This window comes from Tessaracoccus terricola (genome assembly GCF_054776555.1).
Genome location: NZ_BAAHBS010000004.1, coordinates 57,131 through 81,785, shown reverse-complemented (window position 1 = coordinate 81,785; position 24,655 = coordinate 57,131). Strand labels below are relative to the sequence as shown.

Annotated in this window: 20 protein-coding genes; 6 read left to right on the top strand and 14 right to left on the bottom strand. The window is 69.5% G+C overall.

The annotated features are described in order from the left end of the window. Positions 1 to 204 precede the first annotated feature (204 nt). Positions 205 to 1,977 carry a glycoside hydrolase family 35 protein gene (locus tag ACYU7G_RS06090; RefSeq protein ID WP_461105843.1) on the top strand — a complete coding sequence of 591 codons (1,773 nt, stop codon included), beginning with the start codon at positions 205 to 207 and terminating at the stop codon, positions 1,975 to 1,977. 126 nt (positions 1,978 to 2,103) lie between these two features. On the opposite strand, the gene ACYU7G_RS06085 is transcribed toward ACYU7G_RS06090, so the two are convergent. Beyond that, a complete protein-coding gene (locus ACYU7G_RS06085) occupies positions 2,104 to 4,323 on the bottom strand; it encodes a beta-galactosidase (protein ID WP_461105841.1) in 2,220 nt (739 codons plus the stop codon). A 178-nt stretch (positions 4,324 to 4,501) separates the two neighbouring features. Between ACYU7G_RS06085 and ACYU7G_RS06080 the strand changes: the two genes are divergently transcribed. After that, positions 4,502 to 5,359 carry a sugar phosphate isomerase/epimerase family protein gene (locus ACYU7G_RS06080; RefSeq protein ID WP_461105839.1) on the top strand — a complete coding sequence of 286 codons (858 nt, stop codon included), beginning with the start codon at positions 4,502 to 4,504 and terminating at the stop codon, positions 5,357 to 5,359. A gap of 95 nt (positions 5,360 to 5,454) precedes the next feature. On the opposite strand, the gene ACYU7G_RS06075 is transcribed toward ACYU7G_RS06080, so the two are convergent. The 3 genes from ACYU7G_RS06075 to ACYU7G_RS06065 are packed head-to-tail and all read right to left on the bottom strand — an operon-like array spanning position 5,455 to position 8,550. Next, complete coding sequence (locus ACYU7G_RS06075) at positions 5,455 to 6,486, bottom strand: LacI family DNA-binding transcriptional regulator (protein WP_461105837.1); 1,032 nt, start codon at positions 6,484 to 6,486, stop codon at positions 5,455 to 5,457. A gap of 11 nt (positions 6,487 to 6,497) precedes the next feature. Continuing rightward, positions 6,498 to 7,367, bottom strand: a complete 870-nt coding sequence (locus ACYU7G_RS06070; RefSeq protein ID WP_461105835.1) for a sugar phosphate isomerase/epimerase family protein — start codon at positions 7,365 to 7,367, stop codon at positions 6,498 to 6,500. Between the two features lies 1 nt (position 7,368). Then, a complete protein-coding gene (locus ACYU7G_RS06065) occupies positions 7,369 to 8,550 on the bottom strand; it encodes a Gfo/Idh/MocA family protein (RefSeq protein ID WP_461105833.1) in 1,182 nt (393 codons plus the stop codon). A 164-nt stretch (positions 8,551 to 8,714) separates the two neighbouring features. Between ACYU7G_RS06065 and ACYU7G_RS06060 the strand changes: the two genes are divergently transcribed. The 3 genes from ACYU7G_RS06060 to ACYU7G_RS06050 all read left to right on the top strand — a co-directional run bounded on the left by ACYU7G_RS06060 (position 8,715) and on the right by ACYU7G_RS06050 (position 12,258). Beyond that, positions 8,715 to 9,476, top strand: coding sequence for a 3-ketoacyl-ACP reductase (locus ACYU7G_RS06060; RefSeq protein WP_461105831.1), 762 nt, complete (start codon positions 8,715 to 8,717; stop codon positions 9,474 to 9,476). A gap of 10 nt (positions 9,477 to 9,486) precedes the next feature. Beyond that, positions 9,487 to 11,604, top strand: coding sequence for an FAD-binding protein (locus tag ACYU7G_RS06055; protein ID WP_461105829.1), 2,118 nt, complete (start codon positions 9,487 to 9,489; stop codon positions 11,602 to 11,604). A 171-nt stretch (positions 11,605 to 11,775) separates the two neighbouring features. After that, the gene (locus tag ACYU7G_RS06050) at positions 11,776 to 12,258 is read left to right on the top strand and encodes a nucleoside deaminase (protein ID WP_461105827.1); all 483 of its coding nucleotides are present in this window, start codon (positions 11,776 to 11,778) and stop codon (positions 12,256 to 12,258) included. A gap of 425 nt (positions 12,259 to 12,683) precedes the next feature. Here ACYU7G_RS06050 and ACYU7G_RS06045 read toward each other — a convergent pair whose 3' ends face one another. From ACYU7G_RS06045 to ACYU7G_RS06035, 3 genes are all read right to left on the bottom strand, one after another. Continuing rightward, positions 12,684 to 12,953, bottom strand: a complete 270-nt coding sequence (locus tag ACYU7G_RS06045) for a hypothetical protein (RefSeq protein ID WP_461105825.1) — start codon at positions 12,951 to 12,953, stop codon at positions 12,684 to 12,686. Between the two features lie 107 nt (positions 12,954 to 13,060). Continuing rightward, positions 13,061 to 13,897, bottom strand: coding sequence for an amidohydrolase family protein (locus tag ACYU7G_RS06040; protein WP_461105823.1), 837 nt, complete (start codon positions 13,895 to 13,897; stop codon positions 13,061 to 13,063). Further along, positions 13,894 to 14,868 carry an aldo/keto reductase gene (locus tag ACYU7G_RS06035; RefSeq protein ID WP_461105821.1) on the bottom strand — a complete coding sequence of 325 codons (975 nt, stop codon included), beginning with the start codon at positions 14,866 to 14,868 and terminating at the stop codon, positions 13,894 to 13,896. The genes ACYU7G_RS06040 and ACYU7G_RS06035 overlap by 4 nt, the downstream gene beginning before the upstream one ends. A 58-nt stretch (positions 14,869 to 14,926) precedes the next feature. Here ACYU7G_RS06035 and ACYU7G_RS06030 point away from each other — a divergent pair, with 58 nt between their 5' ends. Then, entirely contained in the window at positions 14,927 to 15,595 is a 669-nt protein-coding gene (locus tag ACYU7G_RS06030; RefSeq protein WP_461105819.1) for a ThuA domain-containing protein, read from the top strand. A 69-nt stretch (positions 15,596 to 15,664) separates the two neighbouring features. On the opposite strand, the gene ACYU7G_RS06025 is transcribed toward ACYU7G_RS06030, so the two are convergent. The 7 genes from ACYU7G_RS06025 to ACYU7G_RS05995 all read right to left on the bottom strand — a co-directional run bounded on the left by ACYU7G_RS06025 (position 15,665) and on the right by ACYU7G_RS05995 (position 24,611). Beyond that, positions 15,665 to 16,648 (bottom strand): hydroxyacid dehydrogenase, encoded by a 984-nt coding sequence (locus ACYU7G_RS06025; protein ID WP_461105817.1) that lies wholly within the window; start codon positions 16,646 to 16,648, stop codon positions 15,665 to 15,667. A gap of 28 nt (positions 16,649 to 16,676) precedes the next feature. Then, a complete protein-coding gene (locus ACYU7G_RS06020) occupies positions 16,677 to 17,612 on the bottom strand; it encodes a carbohydrate ABC transporter permease (protein WP_461105815.1) in 936 nt (311 codons plus the stop codon). Continuing rightward, positions 17,609 to 18,553, bottom strand: coding sequence for a carbohydrate ABC transporter permease (locus ACYU7G_RS06015; RefSeq protein ID WP_461105813.1), 945 nt, complete (start codon positions 18,551 to 18,553; stop codon positions 17,609 to 17,611). Before ACYU7G_RS06015 ends, ACYU7G_RS06020 begins: the two co-directional genes overlap by 4 nt. A 2-nt stretch (positions 18,554 to 18,555) precedes the next feature. Continuing rightward, positions 18,556 to 19,872 (bottom strand): ABC transporter substrate-binding protein, encoded by a 1,317-nt coding sequence (locus tag ACYU7G_RS06010; protein ID WP_461105811.1) that lies wholly within the window; start codon positions 19,870 to 19,872, stop codon positions 18,556 to 18,558. Between the two features lie 142 nt (positions 19,873 to 20,014). Further along, entirely contained in the window at positions 20,015 to 21,115 is a 1,101-nt protein-coding gene (locus ACYU7G_RS06005; protein ID WP_461105809.1) for a GntR family transcriptional regulator, read from the bottom strand. Continuing rightward, the gene (locus ACYU7G_RS06000) at positions 21,115 to 23,349 is read right to left on the bottom strand and encodes an FAD-dependent oxidoreductase (protein ID WP_461105807.1); all 2,235 of its coding nucleotides are present in this window, start codon (positions 23,347 to 23,349) and stop codon (positions 21,115 to 21,117) included. The genes ACYU7G_RS06005 and ACYU7G_RS06000 overlap by 1 nt, the downstream gene beginning before the upstream one ends. Positions 23,350 to 23,597: 248 nt before the next feature. Further along, positions 23,598 to 24,611: a hydroxyacid dehydrogenase gene (locus ACYU7G_RS05995; RefSeq protein ID WP_461105805.1), complete on the bottom strand. Its 1,014-nt coding sequence runs from the start codon at positions 24,609 to 24,611 to the stop codon at positions 23,598 to 23,600. Positions 24,612 to 24,655 lie beyond the last annotated feature (44 nt).

Sequence of the window (24,655 nt, the reverse complement as noted above, 5' to 3'; positions counted from 1 at the left end):
CGTCGAAGGCACCCTCGTAGGCGGTCATCGTCTCGGCGTCCTGCAGGATCGCGCCCAGCGCGGGGAGATCCTGCTCGGTCATCTCGCGCAGTTGCAGCCGGGCAGTCTCGAGGATCATGGGACCAGTCTGCTCTGACGCTGACCGGGTCCGCGAACCCTCCGTCGAAGCTGGTCCGGAAAACGCTTCCTCGCTAGGCTCGACGCATGTCCAACGACGGCACCTCCCGCTTCCAGATCGGCTCCTCCGACTTCCTCCTCGACGGCGAACCGCACCGGATCATCTCGGGCGCGATCCACTACCCCCGGGTCCACCCCGAACTGTGGCGGGACCGGATCCGGAAGGCCCGACTGATGGGGCTCAACACCATTGAGACCTATGTGGCGTGGAACGCGCATGAGCCGGTACGTGGCCGGTGGGACGCCTCCGGCGGCCTGGACCTCGGCCGGTTCCTGGACATCGTCGCCGAGGAGGGCATGCACGCCATCGTGCGGCCGGGCCCGTACGTGTGCGCGGAGTGGCACAACGGTGGGCTGCCGACGTGGCTGACCGCCGACGCGGACATGCGGCTGCGTTCCTCGGACCCCCGCTACCTCGAGGCGGTCACCGCCTACCTGGAGCGGGTGAACCAGATCATCGCGCCGCGCCAGATCGACCGCGGCGGCAGCGTCGTGCTGGTCCAGATCGAGAACGAGTACGGCGCCTACGGATCCGACAAGGCCTACCTGGCCGAGCTGATCCGGATCACGCGCGCCGCCGGGATCACGGTGCCGCTGACGCAGGTGGACCAGCCCATCGCCCACATGCTGGAGGCAGGCGCCCACGAGGGGCTGCACAAGACCGGCTCCTTCGGGTCCCGCATCAGCGAGCGGCTCGCGACGCTGCGCGAGCACCAGCCCACCGGGCCGCTGATGTGCATGGAGTTCTGGTGCGGCTGGTTCGACCACTGGGGCGAGAAGCACCACACCACCCCCGCCGAGGATTCCGCCCGGGACCTCAACGAACTCCTCGCCGCCGGGGCGTCGGTCAACATCTACGTGGTCCACGGCGGCACCAACTTCGGCCTCACCGCCGGCGCTGCCGAGCAGGGCCGCTACCTGCCCATGGTCACCAGCTACGACTACGACTCCCCCATCAGTGAGTCCGGCGACCTCACGCCGAAGTTCCACGCCTTCCGAGAGGTCATCGCCAAGCACGCCCCCGTCCCCGACGAGCCGCTACCCGAACCCGTCGACGCCCCCACCTTCTCGGTGCAGTTGGAGGCTGTGGCCGCGCCGCTGGAACTCGTCGCCGTCGACCGCGGCGAGTTCACCACGCCCCCGACGCTGGACGAGTTGGGCCCCGACGTGGTGCTGGCCGAGTACTCCACCGTCGCCCCTGCCGTGGTGACCAGCGTGCTCGAGGCCGAAGTCCGCGACTACACCTGGGTGGTCCGTGACGGCGTCCAGATCGGGATCCTGCAGCGCGGCGTCCGCGACAACACCGTCGCCCTGCCCACCGGCCGGGACCTCGTCCTGCTCACCGAGGAACTCGGCAGGGTGAACTACAACACGCTGATCGGCGAGGCCAAGGGCATCATAGGCTCCCCCGCCCTCGATGGCGAACCACTCCCCGGACCGTGGCGGGTGCGCACGTTCGACGTCCCCGCACTCGGCGACGCCGTCGGCGGGGCTCAGGCCACCGACGGGATCATCCGCGGCGGTCGCGCCATCGGGCCGGTGGGGTTGCGCGGCACCTTCGAACTCGACAACGCCGCCGACCTGTTCCTCGACACCCGCGGCTGGGGCAAGGGTTACGCCTGGGTCAACGGGCTCTTCCTCGGCCGTTACTGGCGCCGCGGCCCCCAGCGCACCCTCTACGTCCCCGGCCCCGCCACCCGCGCCGGCACCAACACCGTCGTCATCGTGGAACTCGAACAGGCCACCGACACCACCGCCCGCTTCGTCGCCCGCCCCGACCTCGGTCACGAGGTCGAGTAGCCGCATACCCGGGCGTGACCAGGCTCCGCGACACGCCGACGTCAGGCTCTACAGAGCGCCGAAATCGGTTGCGTGCGGACGCTGGTCACGGCCGGCCCTGCAGGCGGCCCGGCGAGCGCCCGACCGTCAGGCCAGGGCAACCGAGCCGGGGGTCTCCACGCGGGCGGCGGTGATGCCGCAACCGGAGGGGCGCCCGGCGCAGACCAGCACGGGGGCGTCGTCGGCCAGGGGCAGGATCTCGATCCGCAGGTCGGCGGCGCCGACGCGCTCGGCGGCGGTGATGCGCCACTCGCGACCGTTGAAGACAGCGTCGCTGACGAGGCGGTCCCCGTCCCAGGCGCGTGCCACGTCGCCCTGCCACTCGAGCACTAGCGTGCCGTCGGCGGGTGCGGTCACGGTGAAGTGGGCCGCGGCGGACCAGTCGGTGGGCACGGACGCACGACCGTTCGGGGCGACGACGGTGGCAGGAGGGGCGCCGGCCTCGGACCGAACGCTCCAAGGCACCTGCGTCACCACGCCGGCGGGGGCGGACAGCACGGGGCGCCAGCCATCGTCGGTCAGCTGCAGCGTGTAGGTGGCCGGGCCGAACCCGGTGCCGCCCTCGCCCAGGTGGTCCACCTCGGTGGAGTCGGGCTCGAACGCCTCCACGCGGTCACCCGCGACGATGGCGTCCCCCAGCACGACGCGCTCACCGGCCACCCCAAGCCGCAGGCTCTCCGCATCGGAGAGGACGACGACGTTGGCGCGGGTCCGGCCGTCCACGGCCAGACTCCACCAGTCACCGGGGCCGTCGACGTCGAGCTCAGCGACCTCGGCGGAGGTGCCGAAGCGGGCCTCGATCCCGTCCACGGCGGCCAGCACCAGCAGCGGCAGGCCCTGCCACGTCAGCTCGGTGACGGGCTGGGCGGTGGCCCACTCGAGCCGTACCCCGCCCACCTCGAGCCCGAACGGGAGCACGAAGGCGGACCCGGCGGGGACGTCGAACGCAGGGAAGGTCACCTTGTCCTCGCCGAGGGCAACCTCGAAGCTGACCGCCTCGTGGGCGGGCAGCAGGTCGGAGGGCTGGTGGTTGACCACGAACAGGAAGCCGCGCTCGCCGTCGGAGCGGACGCTCCAGCGCAGCGAGGTGAGGTCGTGGGGCTTGGGCTGGTCCTCGGGGAACACGGCCGGCATGGTGGCCAGGCCGCTGCCCCAGCGCTCGAGGAACAGGTGCTGGCGACGCAGCCGGAACCAGGTCTCGCGCGGGACGCCGTCGAGGGTGAGGGAGGCGCCGAAGTCGTAGCCGAGTTCCATGAAGTCGTTCGGCTCGCCGACGGCGTGGCACTCCTGCAGGCCGCGGCGCGGGTTCCGGCCATCGGCGTACATGTAGTAGCCCTGCCAGATGCTGCCGGAGGCGAGCTTGGTCAGGCCGAGGGCCTCCACGTCGCGGCCGGTCACCACGGGGCGACGGTGGTAGGGCGAGACCATGCCGCCACCCAGTTCGCAGGTGGCGAAGGGGTGGTCGTCGAAGGGGTCGTCGGCACCGTGGGCCGGGACGGGGACGGGCTTCTCGGCCAGGATCTCGGCATCGCGGAGCTTGCGGTGGTCGGCGCCGATGCCGTCGTCGTCGCGGGTGCGGCTGATGTAGAAGTTGGTGAGGCTGCGGTCGTCACGCAGGTCCGTGGACTCGATCCAGAACGAGTCGGTGTAGCCGCCGTAGAGGGCGAAGACGTCGTCGGGCAACTGCGCCGCGCCCCACGCGGTGGCCGTCCACAGCGGCGCGGAGAACCCGACGCGCTCGGCAATCCGGCGGAGCTCGACGAGGTGGTCGGGCTGGTCGTAGAGCTCGTTGTCCACCTGCACCCCGAACAGGTCCAGACCCTGCACCTGCTCGAACAGGGCGGCGTACCACTTGGAGACCTCGGCCAGGTAGCCCGGATCGTTGGTGCGGACCTCCCAACCGGCGTCGGCGATCCGGTCCGGGAGGCCGCCGTGGCGGGACTCCGAGTGCACGTAGGGACCGAGTCGCAACAGCAGCCCCAGCCCGTGACCGGCGGCGAGCTCCAGGAAGTGGCGCACGTCCAGGTCACCATCGAAGGACAGGTTGCCCTCGGCGTCCGCGTGGTGGTTCCAGAAGGCGTAGGTGGCCACGTGGGTGAGGCCGCCGGCGCGGGCGCGGCGCAGCACGTCGTCCCAGAGCTCGCGCGGGATCCGGGAGTAGTGGACCTCACCCGAGACGGGGAACACCGGCTCGCCATCGACGGCCACGAAGCGCGAGTTCACACTCACGTTCCCGCCTCCGAGGGAGGCGGGGACCGGCCGGGGTGCGGACACCGGCGGGATGCTGACGGAACGGGTCTGGGACACGATCTACTCCTGGGAACGGCACACGGGATCAGGTCCAGTCTCACCCAACCTGTAACCGTTTACAAGTTGCGCTCGCACGGCGCACTGCAACCATGGCCGGAATCCCTCCACAGCCGATGGTAAACGCTTTCCTGTATCGTGGCCGGTGAACCCGGTTCCGCGAGCCCAGGAGAGACGCATGACCCAGCCCAGTCGCAGACTGTTCGCCGCCTCAACACTGGGGGTGATGGACGAGGACCTGCCCGCCACCGTCGCCACCATGCAGCGCCACGGCGTGCGCGCCGTCGAGATCCGCTCCGCCGAGGGAGCCTTCGTGAGCACGGCTTCGAGCGCTGCCGAGCGGGCCGCGGTCCGCCGGCGCTTCACCGACGCCGGTATCGAGGTGCTGAGCGTCGCCAGTGGCGTCCGGCTGATGGCCGAAGGCGAGGACCAGCCGGCCCTCGCCGCACTCTCCGCCGAACTGCAGCTGGCAGCCGACCTGGGAGCACCGTTCGTGCGCGTCTTCCCCGGCGCCCCGCTGGCCGACCGGGCCCCCTTCGACGAGGCACCAACGCTGGCCGAGCCCACCGACGTCGCCGACGAGCGCGGCGTGCGACGGTTGCTCGCCGTCATCGACGAGGCCTCCCGGCTCGGGGTCTCCCCGCTGCTGGAGACCCACGACTCGCACGCTCGCGGCGAGGACCTGGCCCGCATCCTGACCCGGCTGGACACCGTCGCCCCGGGCCACCCCGTCGGCGCCATCTGGGACGTGCTCCATCCTTGGCGCGTGGGCGAGGAGCTCTCCGCCACAGCCGTGCACCTGGGCCGCCACATCACCCAGGGGCGCGGCTACGTGCAGATCAAGGACGTCCCCTCGGCGGCAGCCCCGTTCCCCACCCCGCAGGGAGAGGGCGTCATTCCTGGCGGCAGCTTCCTGGAGCAACTCGACGCGCTGGGCTACGCCGGACCGATCTCCCTCGAGTGGGAGCGGTTCTGGGAGCCGACGGCAGTCCCTCTGGACGAGGCCCTCGCAGCTGCCGCCAGGTTCCTGGCCTGAGCCTCGAAGGGCTGGTCAGATGCCCTTCGAGGCTCGCTGGCGCCCGCGCCTCAGGGCAACTGGGGGTAGTCGCACCTCAGAGAAACTGAGTGGGGTCAGGGGGTGCTGGCACGCAGGAGGACGTCGAGTTGGAGTTCGCCGTCGCGGCGGTCCCAGTCCTCATCGACGGCGGCGCGGAACGCCTGGTATCCCGCCTCCTCGAGGGGGATGCGCACGGTGGTCAGCGGCGGGGTGACGTCGCGGCCGGTGGGGATGTCGTCGAAGCCGGCGAGGGCGATGTCCTCGCCCACCCCGCGCCCGGCGTCGCGGATGGCGTTCATGGCGCCGATGGCCATGACGTCGCTGATCCCGAACACGACGGTGCCCGGCTCGATGCCGTCGGCCAGGGCGCGGTGCATCATCTCGATGCCGCCCTCGCGGCTGAACGCGCCGCGGTAGATCTTGGGCTCCTCGCCGCCGGCGGCGGTGAAGCCGGTGCGGAAGCCCTCGAGCCTGGAGTCGGAGGTGACCATGCCCTCGGCTGCGGCGAGCACGACGGCACGCCGGTAGCCGCGCTCGACGAGCGCCCGGGCGAGTGCCTCGGCACCGCCGCGGTTGTCGATGATCACACCACGGACGTCCTCGTCCTCGACGCCCATGGCGACGGCGCGGCCGCCGACGGCCGAGACCAGCTCGAGCTCACGGCGGAGCTCGGGCTCGATCCCGGGCGTCATGCGGGACGCGGCGAGGATCAGGCCCTTGGGGCGCTGCCCGCGCAGGGCTCGGACCAGCCGCACCTCACGGTCCGAGTCCCGCTCGGTGACGGCGATGTTGACGATCAGCCCGGCCTCGTCGGCGCCGCGGGCGACGCCGGAGGCCAGTTCCCCGAAGTACGGGTCGGCGATGTCGGCCACCAACAGGCCGATGATCGCCGAAGTGCCGCGCGCCGTCGCCTGCGCCGAGAGGTTCGCGGTGTAGCCGAGCTCCGCGGCAGCGGCCTCGACGCGCTGCCGGTAGGAGTCGGCCACCTTGCGGCTGGAACCGTTCAGCGCACGCGAGGCCGTGGCCAGGGACACCCCGGCCCGCTCCGCCACGTCGTTCAGGGTCGGCGTGGGGGTGCGGCCGTTGGTGCTTCGGGTCTTCGCCATGGCAAGGGATTCTAGGCGGTGAGGTGGGGTGAGACCGCAGAGGCGAAACCGGCGGCGGTGCGTCGGACGGCCTCGAGCGGGTCGGTGGCCCAGATCTGCTCGTTGAAGATCTCCACCTCGATGTCGCGGTCGTAGCCGGAGGCGACGACGGCGCGGGTGATGGGACCGAAGTCGATCACGCCGTCTCCCGGGTAGTGGCGCCCGAGGAGGACATCGGCCGGCAGCGGTGTGGCCCAGTCGCACACCTGGTAGGTGGAGATGCGGCGCTCGCGGCCCGCGCGCTCCACCTGGGCGACGACGTCGGGGTCCCACCAGATGTGGAAGGTGTCCACGGCGGCACCGACGACGCCGGGCTCGAAGTCCGCCGCGATATCCAGGGCCTGGCCCAGCGTCGAGACGACGCAGCGGTCCGACGCGTACATGGGGTGCAGCGGCTCGATGGCGAGTTCGACGCCGGCGGCCTTGGCCTCCGGGGCGAGTTCACCGATGGCGTCGCGGACGCGCTCGCGGGCCCCGATCAGGTCACGGGAGCCCTCCGGCAGCCCGCCGGAGACCAGCACCAGCACCGGCGTGGAGCCGGGGGCGCCTGCGGCGGCCAGGGTGGCGGTCTCCTCGATGGCGGCGCGGTTGTTGTCGATGGAGGCGCGGCGCTCCGGCCCCTCGGGGAGGGTGAAGAACCCGCCGCGGCAGTGGGAGGAGAACCGCAGGCCGGAGTCATTCAGCATGCGGGCGGCCTCCGCCAGACCCACCTCGGCGACGGGCTCGCGCCACAGGCCGATGGCCCCCACCCCGGCCTCCGCGGTGACGCGGAGGGCGGTGGCGAGATCGGCGTGCTTGATGGTGGCCTGGTTGATGGACAGGCGCGGGTCGACGTCGCTCACGTCAGCCCTCCAGGCTCAGCTTCGGCAGTTCCACCTTGCGACCCTCGCCGGCGGACTGCAGGCCGGCGGCGGCGAGCTGGACGCCGCGCGCACCGGCGAGCAGGTCGAACGGGTAGTCCGTGCCCTGGACGTAGGAGTCCAGGAACTCCTCCCACTGCTGCCGGAAGCCGTTGGCGAAGACCTCGTTGGTGGGGACCTCGGCCCAATCGGCGTCGTAGTCGTGCTCGTCGGCCAGGTCCGGGTTCCACACGGGCTTCGGGGTGGCGTTGCGGTGCTGGATCTTGGCGCCGAACAGGCCGACGACGGCGGAGCCGTGGGTGCCGTCGACTTGGAACTCCACCAGCTCGTCGCGGTTCACGCGCACGGTCCAGCTGGAGTTGATCTGGGCGACCACGCCGCCGTCGAGCTCGAAGATGCCGTAGGCGGCGTCCTCGGCGGTGGTGTCGTAGTGCTCGCCCTGCTCGTCCCAGCGGTCCGGGATGTGGATGGAGGCCTGGGTGTAGACGCTCTTGACCTCACCGAAGAGGTTCTCCAGCACGTAGTTCCAGTGCGGGAACATGTCGACGATGATGCCGCCGCCGTCCTCGACGCGGTAGTTCCAGCTGGGGCGCTGCGCGGGCTGCCAGTCGCCCTCGAAGACCCAGTAGCCGAACTCGCCGCGCACGGACAGGATGCGGCCGAAGAAGCCGGAGTCCACGAGGCGCTTCAGCTTCTGCAGGCCGGGGAGGTAGAGCTTGTCGTGCACCACACCGGTCTTCACGCCCGCGGCGGCGGCGAGGCGCGCCAGTTCGAGGGCCTCCTCCACGGACTCGGCGGTGGGCTTCTCGGTGTAGATGGTCTTGCCGGCGGCGATGGCCTTGCGCAGGGCGGCCGAGCGAGCCTTGGTGACGAGGAAGTCGGCGTAGATCTCCCAGCGGGGGTCCGCGAGCGCGGCGTCGAGGTCCGTGGTCCAGTCCTCGATGCCGTGGCGCTGCGCGATCTCGGTGAGCTTGGACTCGGTGCGGCCCACCAGCAGCGGCCGGACTGTGACCTTCGAGCCGTCGGAGAGTTCGATGCCACCCTCGTCGCGGATGGCGAGGATGGAGCGCACCAGGTGCTGGCGGTAGCCCATCCGACCCGAGACACCATTCATGATGATGCCGATCTCGCGGACTCCGGAAGAGTTGGTGTTGGTGGTCGTCACTTGGATTCCTTCGGTCTCGTACCCGACTCAGGGTAAACGCTTTCCAACATCTTGACACGCGCCGCGTGGATTCGCAAGGGGAATACCGTCGATTTCCCCCGACCCCCACCAGCACCGTCGGGAAAGCGCTTGCCAAAAGCTGGGGAGGCGGTCAGAATGGGGGCATGAACCGTGTAGCCATCGTCACCGGAGGCAGTCGGGGCATCGGCCTCGGCATCTCCCAGTCCCTCGTCGCCCAGGGTGTCCGCGTCGCCGTCGTCGCCACCCGTGAGGAGCCCGAGGGGCTGATCGAGTCCCTCGGCGGGCCCGAGCAGGCCGCCTACTTCCGCGGCACCGTCGACGACGTCGACTCCCACGCCGCGCTCGTCGCCGACATCGTGGCGCGCTTCGGCCGCATCGACGTGCTGGTCAACAACGCCGGCGTCGGCCCCACCGAGCGGCTCGACATCCTCGAGGCCACCCCCGAGAGCTACGACCGCGTGATGGGCATCAACCTTCGCGGCCCCTACTTCCTCACCCAGGCCGTCGCCAACCAGATGCTCACCCAGGAGCAGCTCGAGGACGCGCCGCGCGGCATCATCGTGAACGTCTCGTCCATCTCCGCCACCACCGTCTCGGTCAACCGCGGCGAGTACTGCATCTCCAAGGCCGGCGTGTCCATGGCCACCCGCCTGTGGGCGGCGCGCCTGGCACCCGAGGGGATCCTCGCCTACGAGGTGCGTCCCGGCATCGTCGCCACGGACATGACCGCCGGCGTGCAGGACAAGTACAACGCACTGTTCGAGCAGGGCATCTCCCCCATGCCGCGCTGGGGCAAGCCGTCCGACGTCGGGGGCGCCGTCGCGGCACTGGCCTCCGGCGCCATGCCCTACAGCACCGGCGACGTGATCAACGTCGACGGCGGCATGCACCTCCCCCGACTCTGAGGACTCTGCCATGACCCACCTGGACCACATCAGCCTCGGCGACGAGCAGGTTCCCGTCGTCACCACCACCAGCCTCGTGATCGGCACCGGCTCTGCCGGCTACAACGCGGCGGTGCGGCTGGCCGGCTTCGGCGCCCCCGACGTCGTGATGGCCGCGGACAAGATCCGCGCCGGCGCCTCCCGCAACGCCGGCTCCGACAAGCAGACCTACTACAAGCTGACGCTGTCCGGCAGCGAGCAGGACTCGGTGCGTTCCATGGCCGAGACCCTGTTCAGCGGCGGCTCCATGGACGGGGACAACGCCCTGGCCGAGGCCGCCCTGAGCGCCCGCTCCTTCTACCACCTGGTGGAGGCCGGGGTCCCGTTCCCGGCCAACCACTCCGGTGAGTTCGTCGGCTACAAGACCGACCACGACCCCCGCCAGCGCGCCACCTCCGTCGGCCCGTTCACCAGCAAGTCGATGGTGGAGTCGCTGGAGGCCAAGGTCCGCCAGCTGGGCATCCCGGTACTGGGCAACTGCCGCCTCGTGGACGTGCTCGTGGCCGACGGCGAGGTCCGCGGCGCACTGTTCCTGCGCACCGACGTCGGAGCCGTGCGGAACCCGGCCGCCGAGGAGGAGGTGGTCGAGACCAACGTGGGTGAGGAGCCCGCGCCCGAGCCCACCGGCACCCTGAAGGAGCAGCTCGCCAAGGAGACCTCACGGTTCCTGGTGGTGCGCGCCACCAACGTCGTCATGGCCACAGGCGGCCCCGCCGGCATGTACTCCGACTCCGTGTTCCCGCACGGGCAGTGGGGCGCCGCCGGTGCCGCGCTGCGCAACGGCGCCCGCGGCCACAACCTGACCGAGTGGCAGTTCGGCCTGGCTTCCATCAAGCCCCGCTGGAACGTGTCCGGCACCTACATGCAAGTGGTGCCGCGGTTCGTCTCCACCGACGCCGATGGCAACGACGAGCGCGAGTTCCTCTCCGACGTCGTCACCGACCCCAACCAGCTGGCCAGCCTCGTGTTCCTGAAGGGCTACCAGTGGCCCTTCGACATCCGCAAGGCCCGGGACGGCTCCAGCCTGGTCGACCTCCTCGTGTACCGCGAGACCGTGATGCGCGGCCGCCGGGTCTTCCTGGACTTCCGCAGCAACCCCGCCGGGGCCCTGGACCCCGCGGCCCTCGACGACCAGGCCCGCGAGTACCTGGAGCGCGCGGGCGTCGCGGACCTGGCGGGCACCACGCCCATCGAGCGGCTGCGGCACATGAACGAGCCGTCCTACCAGTTCTACCTGGGCCGCAACCCGGGCGTGGACCTGACCAAGGACATGCTTGAGATCGCAGTGTGCGCCCAGCACAACAACGGCGGCATCGCCGTCGACGACTGGTGGCACTCCTCGGTCATCGACGGCCTGTTCCCGGTGGGCGAGGCAGCCGGCGCCCACGGCGTCTACCGTCCCGGCGGGGCGGCCCTGAACTCCGGGCAGGTGGGTTCCACCCGGGCGGCGCAGTACATCGCCGCACACCGCGCCGAGGCTCCCTCCGCCGACGGTTTCGACGCCGTCGCCGGACGCCTCCTCGAACGGGCCTCCGGCCTGCTGGCCGACGCCGTCGCCAGGTTCAACGGCGGCGCCGAGGACAACACCGGCGCCCTGATCACCGAGGTCACCGAACTGATGAGCCGCAACGCCGGCCTGGTCCGCTCGCGCGCGTCCGTGCTGGAGGCCCTGGACCAGGTCACCAACTGGCTGGAGTCCTACGCCGAGACCATCGTCGTCGACGACTCCTCGCGTCGCAGCGTCAACCGACTGTTCCAGATCCACGACATCCTGACCAGCCAGTACGTCTACCTGCACGCGATGAAGGACTACCTGGACCACGGCGGCAACTCCCGCGGGTCGGTGCTCTACACCGATCCGGACGGCGACCTGCCCTGGCCGGACCAGGACCTCGGCCTACCCGAGGAGTTCCGCTTCGTCCTCGACGCCGGCGCGCTCGACGGCGTCACGCAGGAGGTGGACTGGGACGGCGCCGGCGAACCGACCTTCAGCTGGCGCGACGTCCGCCCCATCCCCAGCGACGACGACTTCTTCGAGAACGTCTGGCGCAACTTCCGCACCGACAAGGGCATCCCCGCCCGCCCCTGAGACGTCCCATTTCCCCTTCAAGAGACACGGCCCCGGTCACTGCTTGACCGGGGCCGTGGCCTTTCTGCGGGAACCGCTCCATGATGGAGTCCAACGAACAGGAGCGACCCGCCTTCCTCGCCCTCGACAGATTGGAGCGTTCCCATGGCACATCCCTCAACCCTCAAAGCAGTGGATCGCGACCACCTGCGTCGATGCATTGAGCTGGCACGCGAAGCCCTCGAGGCCGGCGATGAGCCGTTCGGTTCGGTTCTGGTGGACAGAGACGGGCAGGAGCGATTCGCTGACCGCAACCGGGTCGCCGGCGGGGACCACACGCAGCATCCCGAGTTCGCGATAGCGCGCTGGGCGGCCGCCAACCTGTCCCCGAAGGAACGGGCCGAGGCGACGGTGTACACGTCTGGTGAGCACTGCCCGATGTGCGCAGCGGCCCACGCCTGGGTTGGTCTGGGACGAATCGTCTACGCGTCAAGCAGTGAGCAGCTAGCTGAGTGGCACCGGGAGTGGAAGATCCCTGCGGGGCCTGTCGCGCCATTGCCCGTGACGTCGGTCGCTCCCGGCGCGCTGGTGGCGGGTCCGGACGCTGACCTGAGCGCGGAGGTCCGGAGCCTTCACGCCCGGCTGCACGGTATCGCCGAGCCGGAAGACAGCTGACCGCTGCGTCACCTTCCCAGTTCCCCTGAGGTGCACGTGGCAGGCGGTGGAGTGGTGTTGCAGCCGGGAAAGACACAGCCACCGTCACGAATGGTCAGGGCGGTGCGCTGGGATTTGGTGAAGAACCGCTGCTCACGACCGATGTCCAACGGCTCGGACTCGCCACCCAGCACGGCCGGGATGATGCCTGCATCACACGCCAGCCGACGGGCATCACCTGCCGAGAGCGGGTGTCGTCGGGCAGCGTCGCCTGACCGAGTCCGTTGACCAGGGTTTCGTGGTCGACCGTGACGATCACGTGGGCCGATCGCCGCCCTGGGCGGGAAGCTGCCCGGTGTTCGCGGCGGTGTGGGACAACAGCACCAGAGCATCAGCGAGGCGGGCATCCGCGGTGGGCAGGTCACCGCCGTCGTGCTGGTAGGAAGTCAGGGATGGCGTGAGTGCCGCTGCTGGTGCGGCTTGGCTGCTGGTGAGTAGATGTGGGTGTCGGCGATGCGGTCTGGGTTGGTGGTGGAGTTGGCGTCGGTGAGGATGTCCAGTTCGAGGCCTTCGATCTGGGACTTGACCTGACCGAGCAGCTCGCGGAGTTCGCAGAGCTGGTCGGGCTTGTCGCGCAGGTGGGCCTGTCGTTCTGTGGTCCACAGCGTGGCCGGGAACTGTTGTCCCTGGTGCCGGAGCTGCGCTGTGGAATGCATGAACCCACACTGTCATCGAGGTCTGACAGTACGGCGACAACAAGACCCCGCTGCCGGCCGAGATGGCCGAGCTCGCTGCCCAGTGGGACCCAGTGCGCAGCCACGGCTCAACCGCGGAGTCGGTACACCGCCAACGCCGTCGCGCCCATCACCTGCTCACGCTCACCGTCGGCCAGTTTGGCCGAGACCAGGTCGAACCACTGCCGGTAACCCAGACCATGAGTGGTGTCCGCCGAGACGGGGAAGTCACTGCCTACCAGCAGCCGCTCGGGCCCGAAGGTCTCCAGGACGACGTCAAGGAACGGCACCACCTGCCCAGCAAGGGCACGGCCCGGATCTGCTTCGGGCGCCAGCCCGGACAACTTGGCGTACACGTTGGGCAGCGCCGCCAGCGCCTGCAGGTTCCTGACCCACTCCTCACTGGCGGGACTGCCGTAACCAGCGGCCACAGGTGGTTTGCCGAGGTGGTCGAGCACGATGAGCAGTTCCGGCACCGCTCTTGCGATCCGGACCAGGGCAGCCATCTGGTGGTGGCGGATGCAGGCGTCAAACGGCATCCCACGCCCGGCCAACACTCGCAGCCCGGCCACGAGCTCGGCCGACTCCAGGAACTCCAACGGCTCGTCCTGCAGCAGCCGCCGCACCCCCACCAGCAGGGGCAGTTCCTCGAGCTGATCGAGAACCGCACCCAGTTGGCCGGACTCCACTGGCGCATGGGCGACGATGCCGTGCAGCCCGGGCCAGTCGGGCGCGAGTGACTGCACCCAGCGAGCCTCCACGAGTCCGTCAGCGCAGTCGGCCTGCACGAAGACCTGCTTGTCCACCACGCCGGCCTCGACATCTCCCGGCAGGTAGGGCGAACCCAACCTGGGCTCGTCATCCAGCCAGGGATAACGCAACAGCCGCGTGTCCCAGACGTGCAGGTGGGCGTCGACGATGGTCACGTGTCCTCCAGTGCGATGAACCCTTGGGCCGACAGTTCGCGCCAGAGATCTTCCGGCACTTCGGTGGCGTGGCCATCCAGAGCGGCCGTCGCCTGGGCAGCGCTGCGAACCCCGATCATCACGCTCACCACAGCCGGGTGCCGGAGCGGAAAGTTGAGCGCAGCCGTCGGCAGGTTCACACCATGGGCTTCACAAACGTCGGCCAACTGGTTGGCTCGCGCCAACAGCTCTGGCGGCGCTGGCCGGTAGTCGTACTGGGCGTCGACGGGCGGGCGCGGCCTGGCCAGCAGCCCGGAGTTGAACACGCCAGCGATGACGACACCCACACCCTTGGCCAGGGCCAGTGGCAGCAGGTCGTCCGCTGCCGGCTGCTCCAGCAGGGTGTACCGGTTGGCGCACATCACCAGGTCGACGTCAGTGCGCCGGACGAACTCGGCCAGCATCGTCGAGTCGTTCATCCCCACGCCGACGGCGTTGATCACGCCCTGTTCCCGGAGTTCGACCAACGCTGGAACACCAGATCCGGAGGCCTGTTCCCAGTGGTCATCGGGATCATGCAGGTAGACCACGTCCAGCCGGTCCACGCCGAGCCGGTCGAGGCTCGCCTCGATGGAGCGCAGCACCCCGTCGCGGCTGAAGTCCCAGCGGCGGCGCAGCATATCCGGGACGGCGAATCCCTCGGTGTCGCTGCCCTTCGGGTCCGGGTTGGGTTCCAGCAGGCGGCCCACCTTGCTGGACAGCACGAACTCCTCGCGCGGCACCCCGGCGAGCAGCCGACCCAGCCGCCGCTCCGAAAGTCCCAGCCCGTAGTGGGGAGCGGTGTCGAAGTAGCGGATCCCGCCGTCCCAGGCAGTTTGGAACACCTGCGCCGCATCGTCGTCGGTGACCTCCCTGCCCAGGTTGCCCATCTGTGAGGCACCCAGCCCCAACTCCGTGAGCGTCAGCCCCGTGCGCAACTGCCTTGTCCGCATCGAACCTCCTTGTCATGACTAGACTGCCACACACCCGACGTCCAACCGGAAGGCACCCATGCGAGCGCTCATCGCCAGCGGATCAGGACGCTATGCGGACCCATGGCACCCTTTCCCCAGGACCTCACCGCTGCTCGCTGAGATCCTGCGCGACACTGGCTTCGAGGTTGAGATCGACGACGACGTGGACCAAGCCATGACCCGCATCGATGGCGTGGACCTGCTGGTGGTCAATGCCGCAGACCCGTGGCGCGATTCCGCCGAGCGCCTGCCCGCCGACGCAGCCGGGCCGCGACGGTTCTCGAAGGCTCTCGAACGCGGCATCGGCGTCCTGGCGATGCACTGCGCGCTTGCCTCCCTGCGCGACTACCCGGACTGGGCCGCCGCGCTCGGCGGGATGTGGGTGCCGGGCCAGTCGTGGCATCCGCCACTGGACACCACGCGCATCACCGGAGCCGCACTGCCTGACGGCACCCCCGTGGCAGATTTCGACGTCGAGGACGAGCGCTATCTCAGCCTCCAGCGCATCGGCCACAGCCACGTCGTCGCACACTTCGACGGCGCCGGCGGGCCCGAACCTGCCGCTTGGGTGCGGGAGTACCGGAACTCCCGGATCGCCGTCGACGCCCTCGGCCACGACGAGCGTTCATACGCCTCCGAGGGTCACCGAGCGCTCATCCGCACCCTGGCCTCATGGCTGACCGCGGGAATCACTCCACCAGGTTGACCGTTTTCTCCAGAAGTTCCATTAGATTCCTGGGCGAGCCAAGCTGCATCCGGCCACCGTCGCGCACCTTCAGGCCGAGCGGGCGTACTGTTCCACGTCCACAAGATGATGCATCGGTTCACCGGCAAGGTTGCGCAGCACCTCAGCGGTGGCGCCCTTCCCCAGCCCCACCAGTTCGGCACCGACGGCACCGGCCATGTGTGGGGTCAGGAGGACGTTGGGCAGACTCCAGAGCGGTGACTCGGCATCGGGCACGAGGGGCTCGGTGACGTCGAGGATGGCGCGGATCCGCCCGCTGACCAGCTCGGCCTCGAGCGCAGCGCCGTCCACCACGGAGCCCCGAGCAGTGTTCACCAGGGTGGCGCCGTTGGGCATCAGGGCCAGCAGTTCGGCAGTGACCATGCCCCGCGTCTCCTCGACCCCGGGCGCATGCAGCGTCACGACGTCGCTGCTCGCGAACAGTTCCGGCAGCCCGACGGCCGTGGCACCCAACTGCTCCGCGTCGTGGCAGTACGGGTCGTACAGCAGGATCCGGACCCGCTCGGAGCGCAGGCGCGAGATCACCTCCCGGCCGATTCGGGATGCACCGATGACCCCCACCGTCGGCACGTGGGATGCCGCAACCCGGTATCGGGAGTAGACGTCGATCCGGTCACGTTCGCGCCGGTACTCCTCAGCGGAGCGGAACACGCCCTTGAGGCTGAGGGTCACCATGGCGTGGGTGTAGTCGGCGACTGGCTCGGCATTGGTGTCAGCCTGGGTGGAGACCAGCAGACCGCGCGCGAGGACCTCCGGGGTGACCACCTTGCGGACGCTGCCACCAGTGTGGACCAGAGCACGCAGGTTCGGCATCCGCTCGGCAAGGGCGCTGTCCAACTGCTGGGTGCCCCAGCCCGTGACCACCACCACCGCCCGGGAGAGGAGGTGGTCCGGCAACGATGCCAGCGCAGCGGGTCGAGTCACCGGGACCAGGTCCGCCACGCGGGACATGGCCTGCAGGTCCTCCTGGCGGAAGATCTGTTCAGCCAGTTCGGGTTCGACGGCGAGCAACACCAAGGGAGCATGCCCGTTGGGTCCAGAGCTACTTGGTGGCACCACTGGTGAGCCCCTCCATGATCCGGCGTCCAACCCACAGGTACAGGACCAGCACCGGGTAGATGAGGATGACGATCCCTGCGAACAGGCCGCCCCAGTTGGAGTTGTACTGCATGGTCCCGTACAGCCTGAGCAGCGCTGCCGGCAGGGTCTGCTCCGACGGCGAGGGGATCAGCACCAGCACCAGCAGCGTCTCGTTCCACATGTTCAGCGCGTTCAGCACGAGCGCGGACTTGATGGCCGGCCACGCCACCGGCACCATGATCCGCACGAAGGTGTCCATGGGGCCGGCGCCGTCCATCTCGGCCGCCTCGTTCAAGGACTTCGGCAGTGACGCGAACGCAGCGGTCAGCAGGAACACGCTGAACGGCAGCGAGGTGGCGATGTAGATGAACACCAGGGTGATCCGGTCGTCCCACCAGCCGAACAGGTACTCGATGGCGAAGGTGCGCACCTCGGTGCGTGCGATGAACAACGGCACGAGGATGGTCTGCACGGGGAGAGCCACACACAGCGCCACGTAGGTCTTGGCCCAGCCCGCGAGTCGGCGCGCGCTCCGGCTGATCACATAAGCCGCCGGCGCCGCGATCGCGATGGTCAGTACCGCGGACACGGCGACGATGACCACCGAGTTCAGCGCGGCCCCGCCGAAGCCTGAGTAGGACCAGGCGGTGACGAAGTTGTGCCACTGCGGGGAGGCGGGCAGCCCGAAGGGGGCGCCGAAGATCTCCCGGTCCGTCTTGAGCGAGTTGAGCCCCACCCAGATGGCCATGAACAGGTTGAACACCACCCAGATCCACAACAGGATCCGGATGGGGCCAGGCATCGTGAATGAGCCGGTCCGCGCGGTTCGGCGCCGCGGCCGCCTCGGCGTGGGGGCGACGTCGTCGCCGATGGCCTGAACGGGGATGGTGGCCGTCATGACAGTTCGATCCTCTCCCGACGCATCAGCCGCTGCAGCAGCAGGACGAGCACGGTGGTGACGGCGAAGATGGCGATCCCGACGGCGGCGGCGCGGCCGAGCTGCGGGATGCCCTCGGGACCGCCGGTGGTTGCCAGGTACTGCTGCACGGCCGCGGTGCGGGCCTGCAGCGGCGGGGAGCTCTGGGAGCCGACGAAAGCGATCACGATCTCGAAGGTCTTCATCCCGGAGATGATCCACAGCGTGGCGGCCACGCTCACCGACTCCCACGACAGCGGGACGGTGATCAGCCAGAACTGCTTCCAGCGGGAGGCCCCGGCCAGCTCCGCCTCCTCGTACAGGTAGGGCGGGATCTGGTCCGTTCCGGTGGCCACGATCGCGATGTAGAAGCCGCTGACGCTCCAGACCAGCCCGATGACGATCATCTGGAAGATCATGTCCGGCGCCAACCACGCCCGCTGGAGCCCCTCCAGGCCCACGGTTTCAAGCAGCGTGTTGACGCCGCCGCGCGGGTTCAGCAGGAAACCAAGAGCCGCGCCGACGGCGATGGGCGAGATGATGTAGGGCACGAAGATCACGGACCGGATGAAGCCTGCCCCGCGCATGCCGCGCAGCGTCATGAGGGACAGGAACACCGCGGCGAAGATCCCGGCGCCACCGAGGAACACCAGCACCAGCGTGTTGGCGAAGGAGACACGGAAGGCCCGAGAAGTCCAGAGGCTCGTGTAGTTGTCGATGCCCACCCACTCCATCGGCGCGCCCGGCCCGCGCCAGTCCACCAAGGACAGCAGGACCGTGAATGCCGATGGGAACACCAGCACCAGCGTCATGAGCGCGATCGCCGGCGCCAGGAAGGGGATGAGGACGCGGTCCACGCCCCGGTGGGCGGCACGCCTGGTGCCGGCCACCGGGGCCTCGGACCTCTCTAGGACCTGGGTCATGCTCAGCCGTCGACCCCGAGGAACGTGGCGGTCTCCTCCTTGCCGCGGGCGACGAAGGCCTCGGCGTCGATCTCGCCGCTGAACAGGGCGTCGCTGGCGGGCAGGAAGATGTCGTTCCACCACTCGGGATGGGTTGCGGCGGCGAGGTCGTGCGCACCGGTGACCTGGTCCGCCTCCTGGACGTGCGCGTACAGGCTGACCAGTGCCGACGGAGGTTCGACGTCGGAACGGGCCCCGATGAAGCCGGCCTCGGTGGCCCACATCTCCTGGTGCTCGCCCTTGGCGGCATAGGACAGGAAGTCCAGTGCGGCGTCCATGTGCTCGGTGGCCGCGCTGACGGCCAGGCCGTTGGCGGTGACCTCGATCACCTGGTTGCCGTCCTCACCGGGGAACAGGAAGGTGTCTGCCTCGAAGCCCTCGGCCTGCTGGTCCGTGGTCTCGCCGCCCATGTAGCTGCCGTTCAGCATGAACGAGTACTCGTCGTTGGCCCACCGGTTCTGCGCATCCGGGTACTTGCTGCCCATGTAGGTGCCGTCCAGGTAGCCGCCGTCCACCAGTTGCTGCACCCGACGGGCCGCCTCGATCACCTCCGGGGCATCCCAGTTGGCGACATCCTCGGCCAGGGCCCGCATGGTGCCCGGCCCGCCCAGCTGGACCAGGTTCTGGAAGATCCAGAACACGTTGTAGCCGGCCACGGTGCCGTCCGCACCCACCGGCACCAGGCCCTGGGCCTTGTGCTCGTCGAACAGCGCGATCAGTTCGTCCCAGCTCTGCGGCGGGTTGTCGCGCAGTTCCGGGAATCGGGCGGCGTTGAACCAGATGGCGTTGGAGTTGATGTAGGTGGGCAGGATGGCGAGCTTGCCGTCGGCGCGCGAGGACTCGATCACCGAGTCCGCAAACGTTTCTCCGACGGTGCCGCCCTCACCCGGCACCTCCTTGTCCAGGAGGGCGTCCAGGTCTGCGAGGAAGCCGCGCTCGTCGTAGTCGCGGATGTTGCGGGTGCCGGCGTCGAACAGGTCCGGCCCCTCCCCCGTCGCGAGCGAGTTGATCAGGGTCTGGGTGACTTGACGGCCCATGTACTGGGCGTCCACCTCGATCCCGGTCTCAGCCGTGAAGTCCTGGATCACCTGGTCCATGATGATCTGCTGCGGCTCGCCCTCGCTCCAGGCCGCCCAGTACGTGAGGGTCACGTCCTCCTGGACGCTCGGGTCATCGCCGGGTGCGTCCTCCTGGAACCGGGTGCCACAGCCGGACAGCGCCAGCGCCCCCGCGAGGGCCAGCACGGCCCCCGTCATTCCAAACCTGCGCTTGTTGAACATTTGGGTTTCCCTTCTCCCTGCAACTCTGCCGGGACTTTTCCGGTCCATCACCGTCACCCTAAGTGGGCCGTGCAGACCAGTAGATGGGACCGAAAGAGGATGTATCAAGAATGAATCCTGCAAGATTTTGGTTGGCCGCTGGTCAGGCACTGGGCCGCGCTCCACAGGACTCCCGGATCACGATCCGGGGCTTCAGGAAGATCTGGTGCACGGGCGCCTCGTTGCCCTCCCGCAGGCGGGTCAACAGCAGCTCGGCGGCCAGCTTGCCCATCCGGTACTTCGAGGGCGCGACGGCGGTCAGGGGGATGGGCGCGGACTCGGCCGACTCATCGTCGTAGGAGACCAGCGCCAGGTCCCCGGGAACCGCGATCCCCCGGCGCAGCGCAACCGCCTCCAGGATGGCCGCCTCCCGGTCCCCGAAGACCAGGGCCGCGGTGACCCCCTGCTGCTGGAACGTGTCCAGGACCTCGGAGGCCTTCGCGGGTCCCCACTCGTCCCAGGTGGCGGTGACCACGACGTCGTCGTCCAGTCCGAGCACCCGCATCGCCTCGGAGAATCCATGCCTGATGGGTATCCCGGTCCGGGAGTGCTCCCGCAGGCAGAGCGCGATCCGCTTGTGGCCCAGCCCGTGCAGGTGCTGGACCGCGTCGAAGGCGCCGGCCGTGTGGTGGGAGCAGACATACTCGGTGGGGTCTCCGGAACCGAGCTCCTCGAAGCGTCGTTCGATGAGCACCACGGGCTTCCCCAGCCGGCGCAGCATCTCGATCCGCTCTCCAGCGACCTGTCCCCGCGCCGCGCTCGGCACCAGCAGCAACCCATCGACACCCGAGCGGATCAACTGCGCGAGCGCCTCCGACTCATGGTCCGGATCGTAGTTGTAGGTGGACAGCACCAAACTGGTGTCGGCCGCCTCCAGCGAGTCCTTGATGCCCTCGAGCACCTTCGGGAAGTAGAGCCTGAGGTCCGGCAGGAGCACGCCCACCGAGGCCTCACGGTCCTTGCTCCGGGGTCTGCGGAGCACGAACATGCCAGCCCCCTGCCTCACCTCCAGCAGCCCCTCGGCAACGAGGTCCTCCACCGCTCGCCGGACGGTGTTGATCGAGTTCCCGGTGGTTTCGGAGAGTTCGCGCTCGGTGGGGAGCTTGCTGCCCACCACCCACGTGCCGGCGTCGATGCTGCGGCGCAGGTACTCTGCCAGCGCGTGGAACTTGAGCTGTTTGCCGGGCAGCCGTGTGGTCTGCATCAGGCGCCCCTCCCATAGGCGCGGATGGCCACGAGCTGTGCACACGAGGCTCCGTTGGTGCGCTCCACAACCAGCCGGACGGCGGTGATGCCGGGGCCCTCGACGGCGTGGGTTCGATGGCGCCGACGGTTGCCCGCCACGGCCACGAGCCGCTCCCAGCCCCCCTCGCGCAGCACCTCGACGGCGTAGTCAGCCACCAGTTCGGGCACCACCCGGAACGGCCAACGCTTGTAGTGGAGGTTGTTGGCGTACTGGTTGACGTCGTCGTTGAACACGAGGCTGAGGGTATCGATGTCGACGGGTCGGTCCCAGCGCAGTTCCAGCCACTGCGGCCCGTCCGACATCGGCCCGGAGCTCCAGAGCTGTGGCCCGGCGTGGGGCCGCAGGTGGGGCGAGACCGCCCGGTGCGGAGCGTAGGCAGAGCCCGGGTGGGCGATCGCCAGTGTGGTGCGGTTCAGGGACTTGATGTCCCAGCCGACGACGTCGTTCGGGGCCGACGCCTCCACGTGCTCGTCGATCTCCTCGGCCGCGCCGCCGTCGGGCCTCAGCCGCATGGCGAGCTGCCCGAAGCGGTACTCGGCGGCGATTCCCCAGGCGAGTTCCGGGTTGGCGTGGAGCACCAGTGCCAGGTACTGCTCGTCGGCTGCCGGTGGCAGCGGCACTCGGACCCACTGTTCGCCCTCGACGATGTCCAACTCCCCCTCGGCCAGCACCTCCCCCGGCGTGAAAGCCAGGGTGTCTGGAGTGGCGTGGATGCTCCAGCGCACCCTGGTGGGGGACTTGGAGCGGACGGCGGCCCGCACCCACGTCGTCGCGGCGGTCCGGGGGAACAGCGCAGCGGTGTCGGTCGCCAGCGGGAGCCAGTCCACCGGCGGCGTCTCGACGGTGGTGTCCAGGCTGCTGCTGGCCGTCACCTCTGCTTTGGGGGCGAGGTCGGTTGGGTCGTGGAGCGCGAGGCCCGCGATGGCGGCGTCGGCCCGCAGTAGGCGGTGCTGCAACTGGCGCGCGTCGGCGGCCAGTTCAGATGGCAGCATCCCGGTGTCCAGGCACACGGCGGCAGCGGTCCCGGCAGCCTCGCCCATGACGCCGCAGGTGGCCATCACCCGCAGCGAGCCGAACGCCACGTGGGAGGCGCTGACGTTGCGGCCGGCCATGAAGAGGTTATCCAGTCCGCGCGCGTGCAGGATGCCGAAGGGGATGTCGTAGATCCCTGGCGGGTAGATCTGCTGGGCTGCGCCCTTGGGCTCGTAGACGCCCTTCGACGGGTGCAGGTCGATGGACCAGCCGCCGAAGCCGACGGCGTCGGACTTGCGGCGGTTGGTCTCCACGTCGGCCTGGGTCATGACGTGGCCGCCCAGGATTCGCCGGTACTCGCGCTTGCCCGGGACCGATCCGACCCATTCCAGGGTGAGGTCATCGGCGTCGAACTTGCCGGAGTTCTTGATGTAGTCCCAGATCCCGTATATGACGGCCCAGAGCTCGTCGCGGATGCGCTCGTTGTCAGCAACAATGTCCAGCTCGCCGCCCCACTCGATCCACCAGTAGGCGGCACCGTTGTCGCCGGTGCGCAGGATGCGGGACTCCAGGATGGAGGTACTCGTGACGTCGATCGCGAACGATGGCGCCACGAATGGCACCGGCTCGGCCTCCTGCCTGGTGTAGAAGAGGATGGTGCTGCCCAGCGTGGTGTCGTCGGCCACCTCCGGGGCCCAGCCCTCGCCGAACTGACCACTGGCCTCCCGTCCGAGCATGAAATCGGCGCCGGCGCGTGCTGCAACGAAGCCGTCGCCAGTGCAGTCGATGAAGTAGTCGGCGGAAATCCGCAGGTCCCGCTCGGACCCGACGACATGGGCACTGACGCCCTGCACCGCGCGACCCACAACGTGTACGTCGTGGATGTGGGTGTTGAGCAGGAGGCGGATGTTGGGCTCCGCGTTCACCGCCTCCAGCAGGACCAGGTCCCAGTAGACCGGGTTCCCCAGCGGGTTGGTGAACTCATTCTCCAGGTACAACTCACCCACGATCCCAGTCTCCCGCGCATAGCGCTGATGGCCCGTGGCCGTCGCCCCGCACACCCAGACCCGCACCTCGCTGCTCGAGTTCCCGCCGAGCACCGGGCGGTTCTGCACCAGCACCACGTCGAGCCCCTGCCTGGCCGCGGCAATGGCGGCGCACACCCCGGCCAGGCCGCCTCCGGCCACCACGACGTCGGCGGCCAGTTCCTCGTAACGCATTGCTCACTCCTTCGTGTCATGGGCCATCCTGCCCACGCAAAGAGGAATGAATACAGAAGGAATCAGGAAAGACTGCTTGATCGGTGGCTCGCCGCATCCGACCCTTCCGCAACACTGTTGCGCTGGGTGCTGCACTCGACACCTACCGCAACACACTCGCCGTCGTCCCATCCGACCCGTGCGCAACAATGTTGCGCTGGGTGCTGCAGTCGGCGCCTTCCGCAACACTGTTGCGCTGGCGTCAGCCCTCAGGCGCGCAGGGCGGCGGCGTCGGCACTGACCTCGCAGCGGAGGGGCTCGCCGTCAAAGTGTCTGAGGACCTCTGCGACGACGTTGTCACCCAGTGCGAAGGCCTCGGTCCCGATTGCACCCGCCACGTGCCCGGTGACCTGGGCGTTGGGCAGGTCCCACAGGGCCGACCTCGGCTCAGGTGGCTCGGGCCAGGTGACGTCCAGCACGGCACAGACGTCGAGCCGACGTCGCAACAGGTCCACCAGCGCAGGTTCGTCGACGATGGCCCCACGGGCGGTGTTGAGCAGCGTGGCGCCGGGCTGCAGGAGTTCCAACTGGGCCGCGCCGACGAGTCCCTCGGTCACGCCGGGGATCAGCGGCGTGTGGATGCTGACAACGAGACAGGAGGCGAAGAGCGTCTCCAGGTCCGGGGCGCGGTGGACGCCGTCGCGCGCGAGGTCCTCGTCGGTCACGTAGGGGTCCCAGACCCACACCTCGGCTTCGAGGCGGCGCAGTTCCTCCCGCACGCGGCGAGCGATGGAGCCGTAGGACACCAGCCCCACCCGCTGCCTGCGGGTGCCCAGGGAGGCGACCCGGCCCGGCAGTCGGTGCCGGCTGCGGCCGTACGCGACGACGTGGTGGGCACCCTTGAGCGCCAACAGCACCTGCGCGCCGGCGTACTCGGCGACGAACTGGTTGTTGGTCTCCGCAGACGTGGTCACGCGCACGCCCCGCGTCCACACGTCGGCGTCCAGCACGGGCCGGACGCTGCCGCCGGTGTGGGCGAACAACTGCAGCCCCGGCATCCGGCCCAGCACCTCGTCACCCACCAGCGGTGTGCCCCATCCGGTGACCAGGGCGCTGGCGTCGGCAGGCAGTTCCGCGGCGTCCCAGGCTGCGCCCTCTGTGTCGACGACGTGGGCGCGTCCCGCGAGTCGTGCCAGCGCGTCGTCGGTCAGGACCATCCGCCGGATCTCCGGCACGAGGGCCAGTACAACGGTTGGACGGTCTGCGGAGTGGTCTTGAGACATGTCCCCATTCTGACCCAACCCGGGGAAAGCGCCTCCCCTCCCGT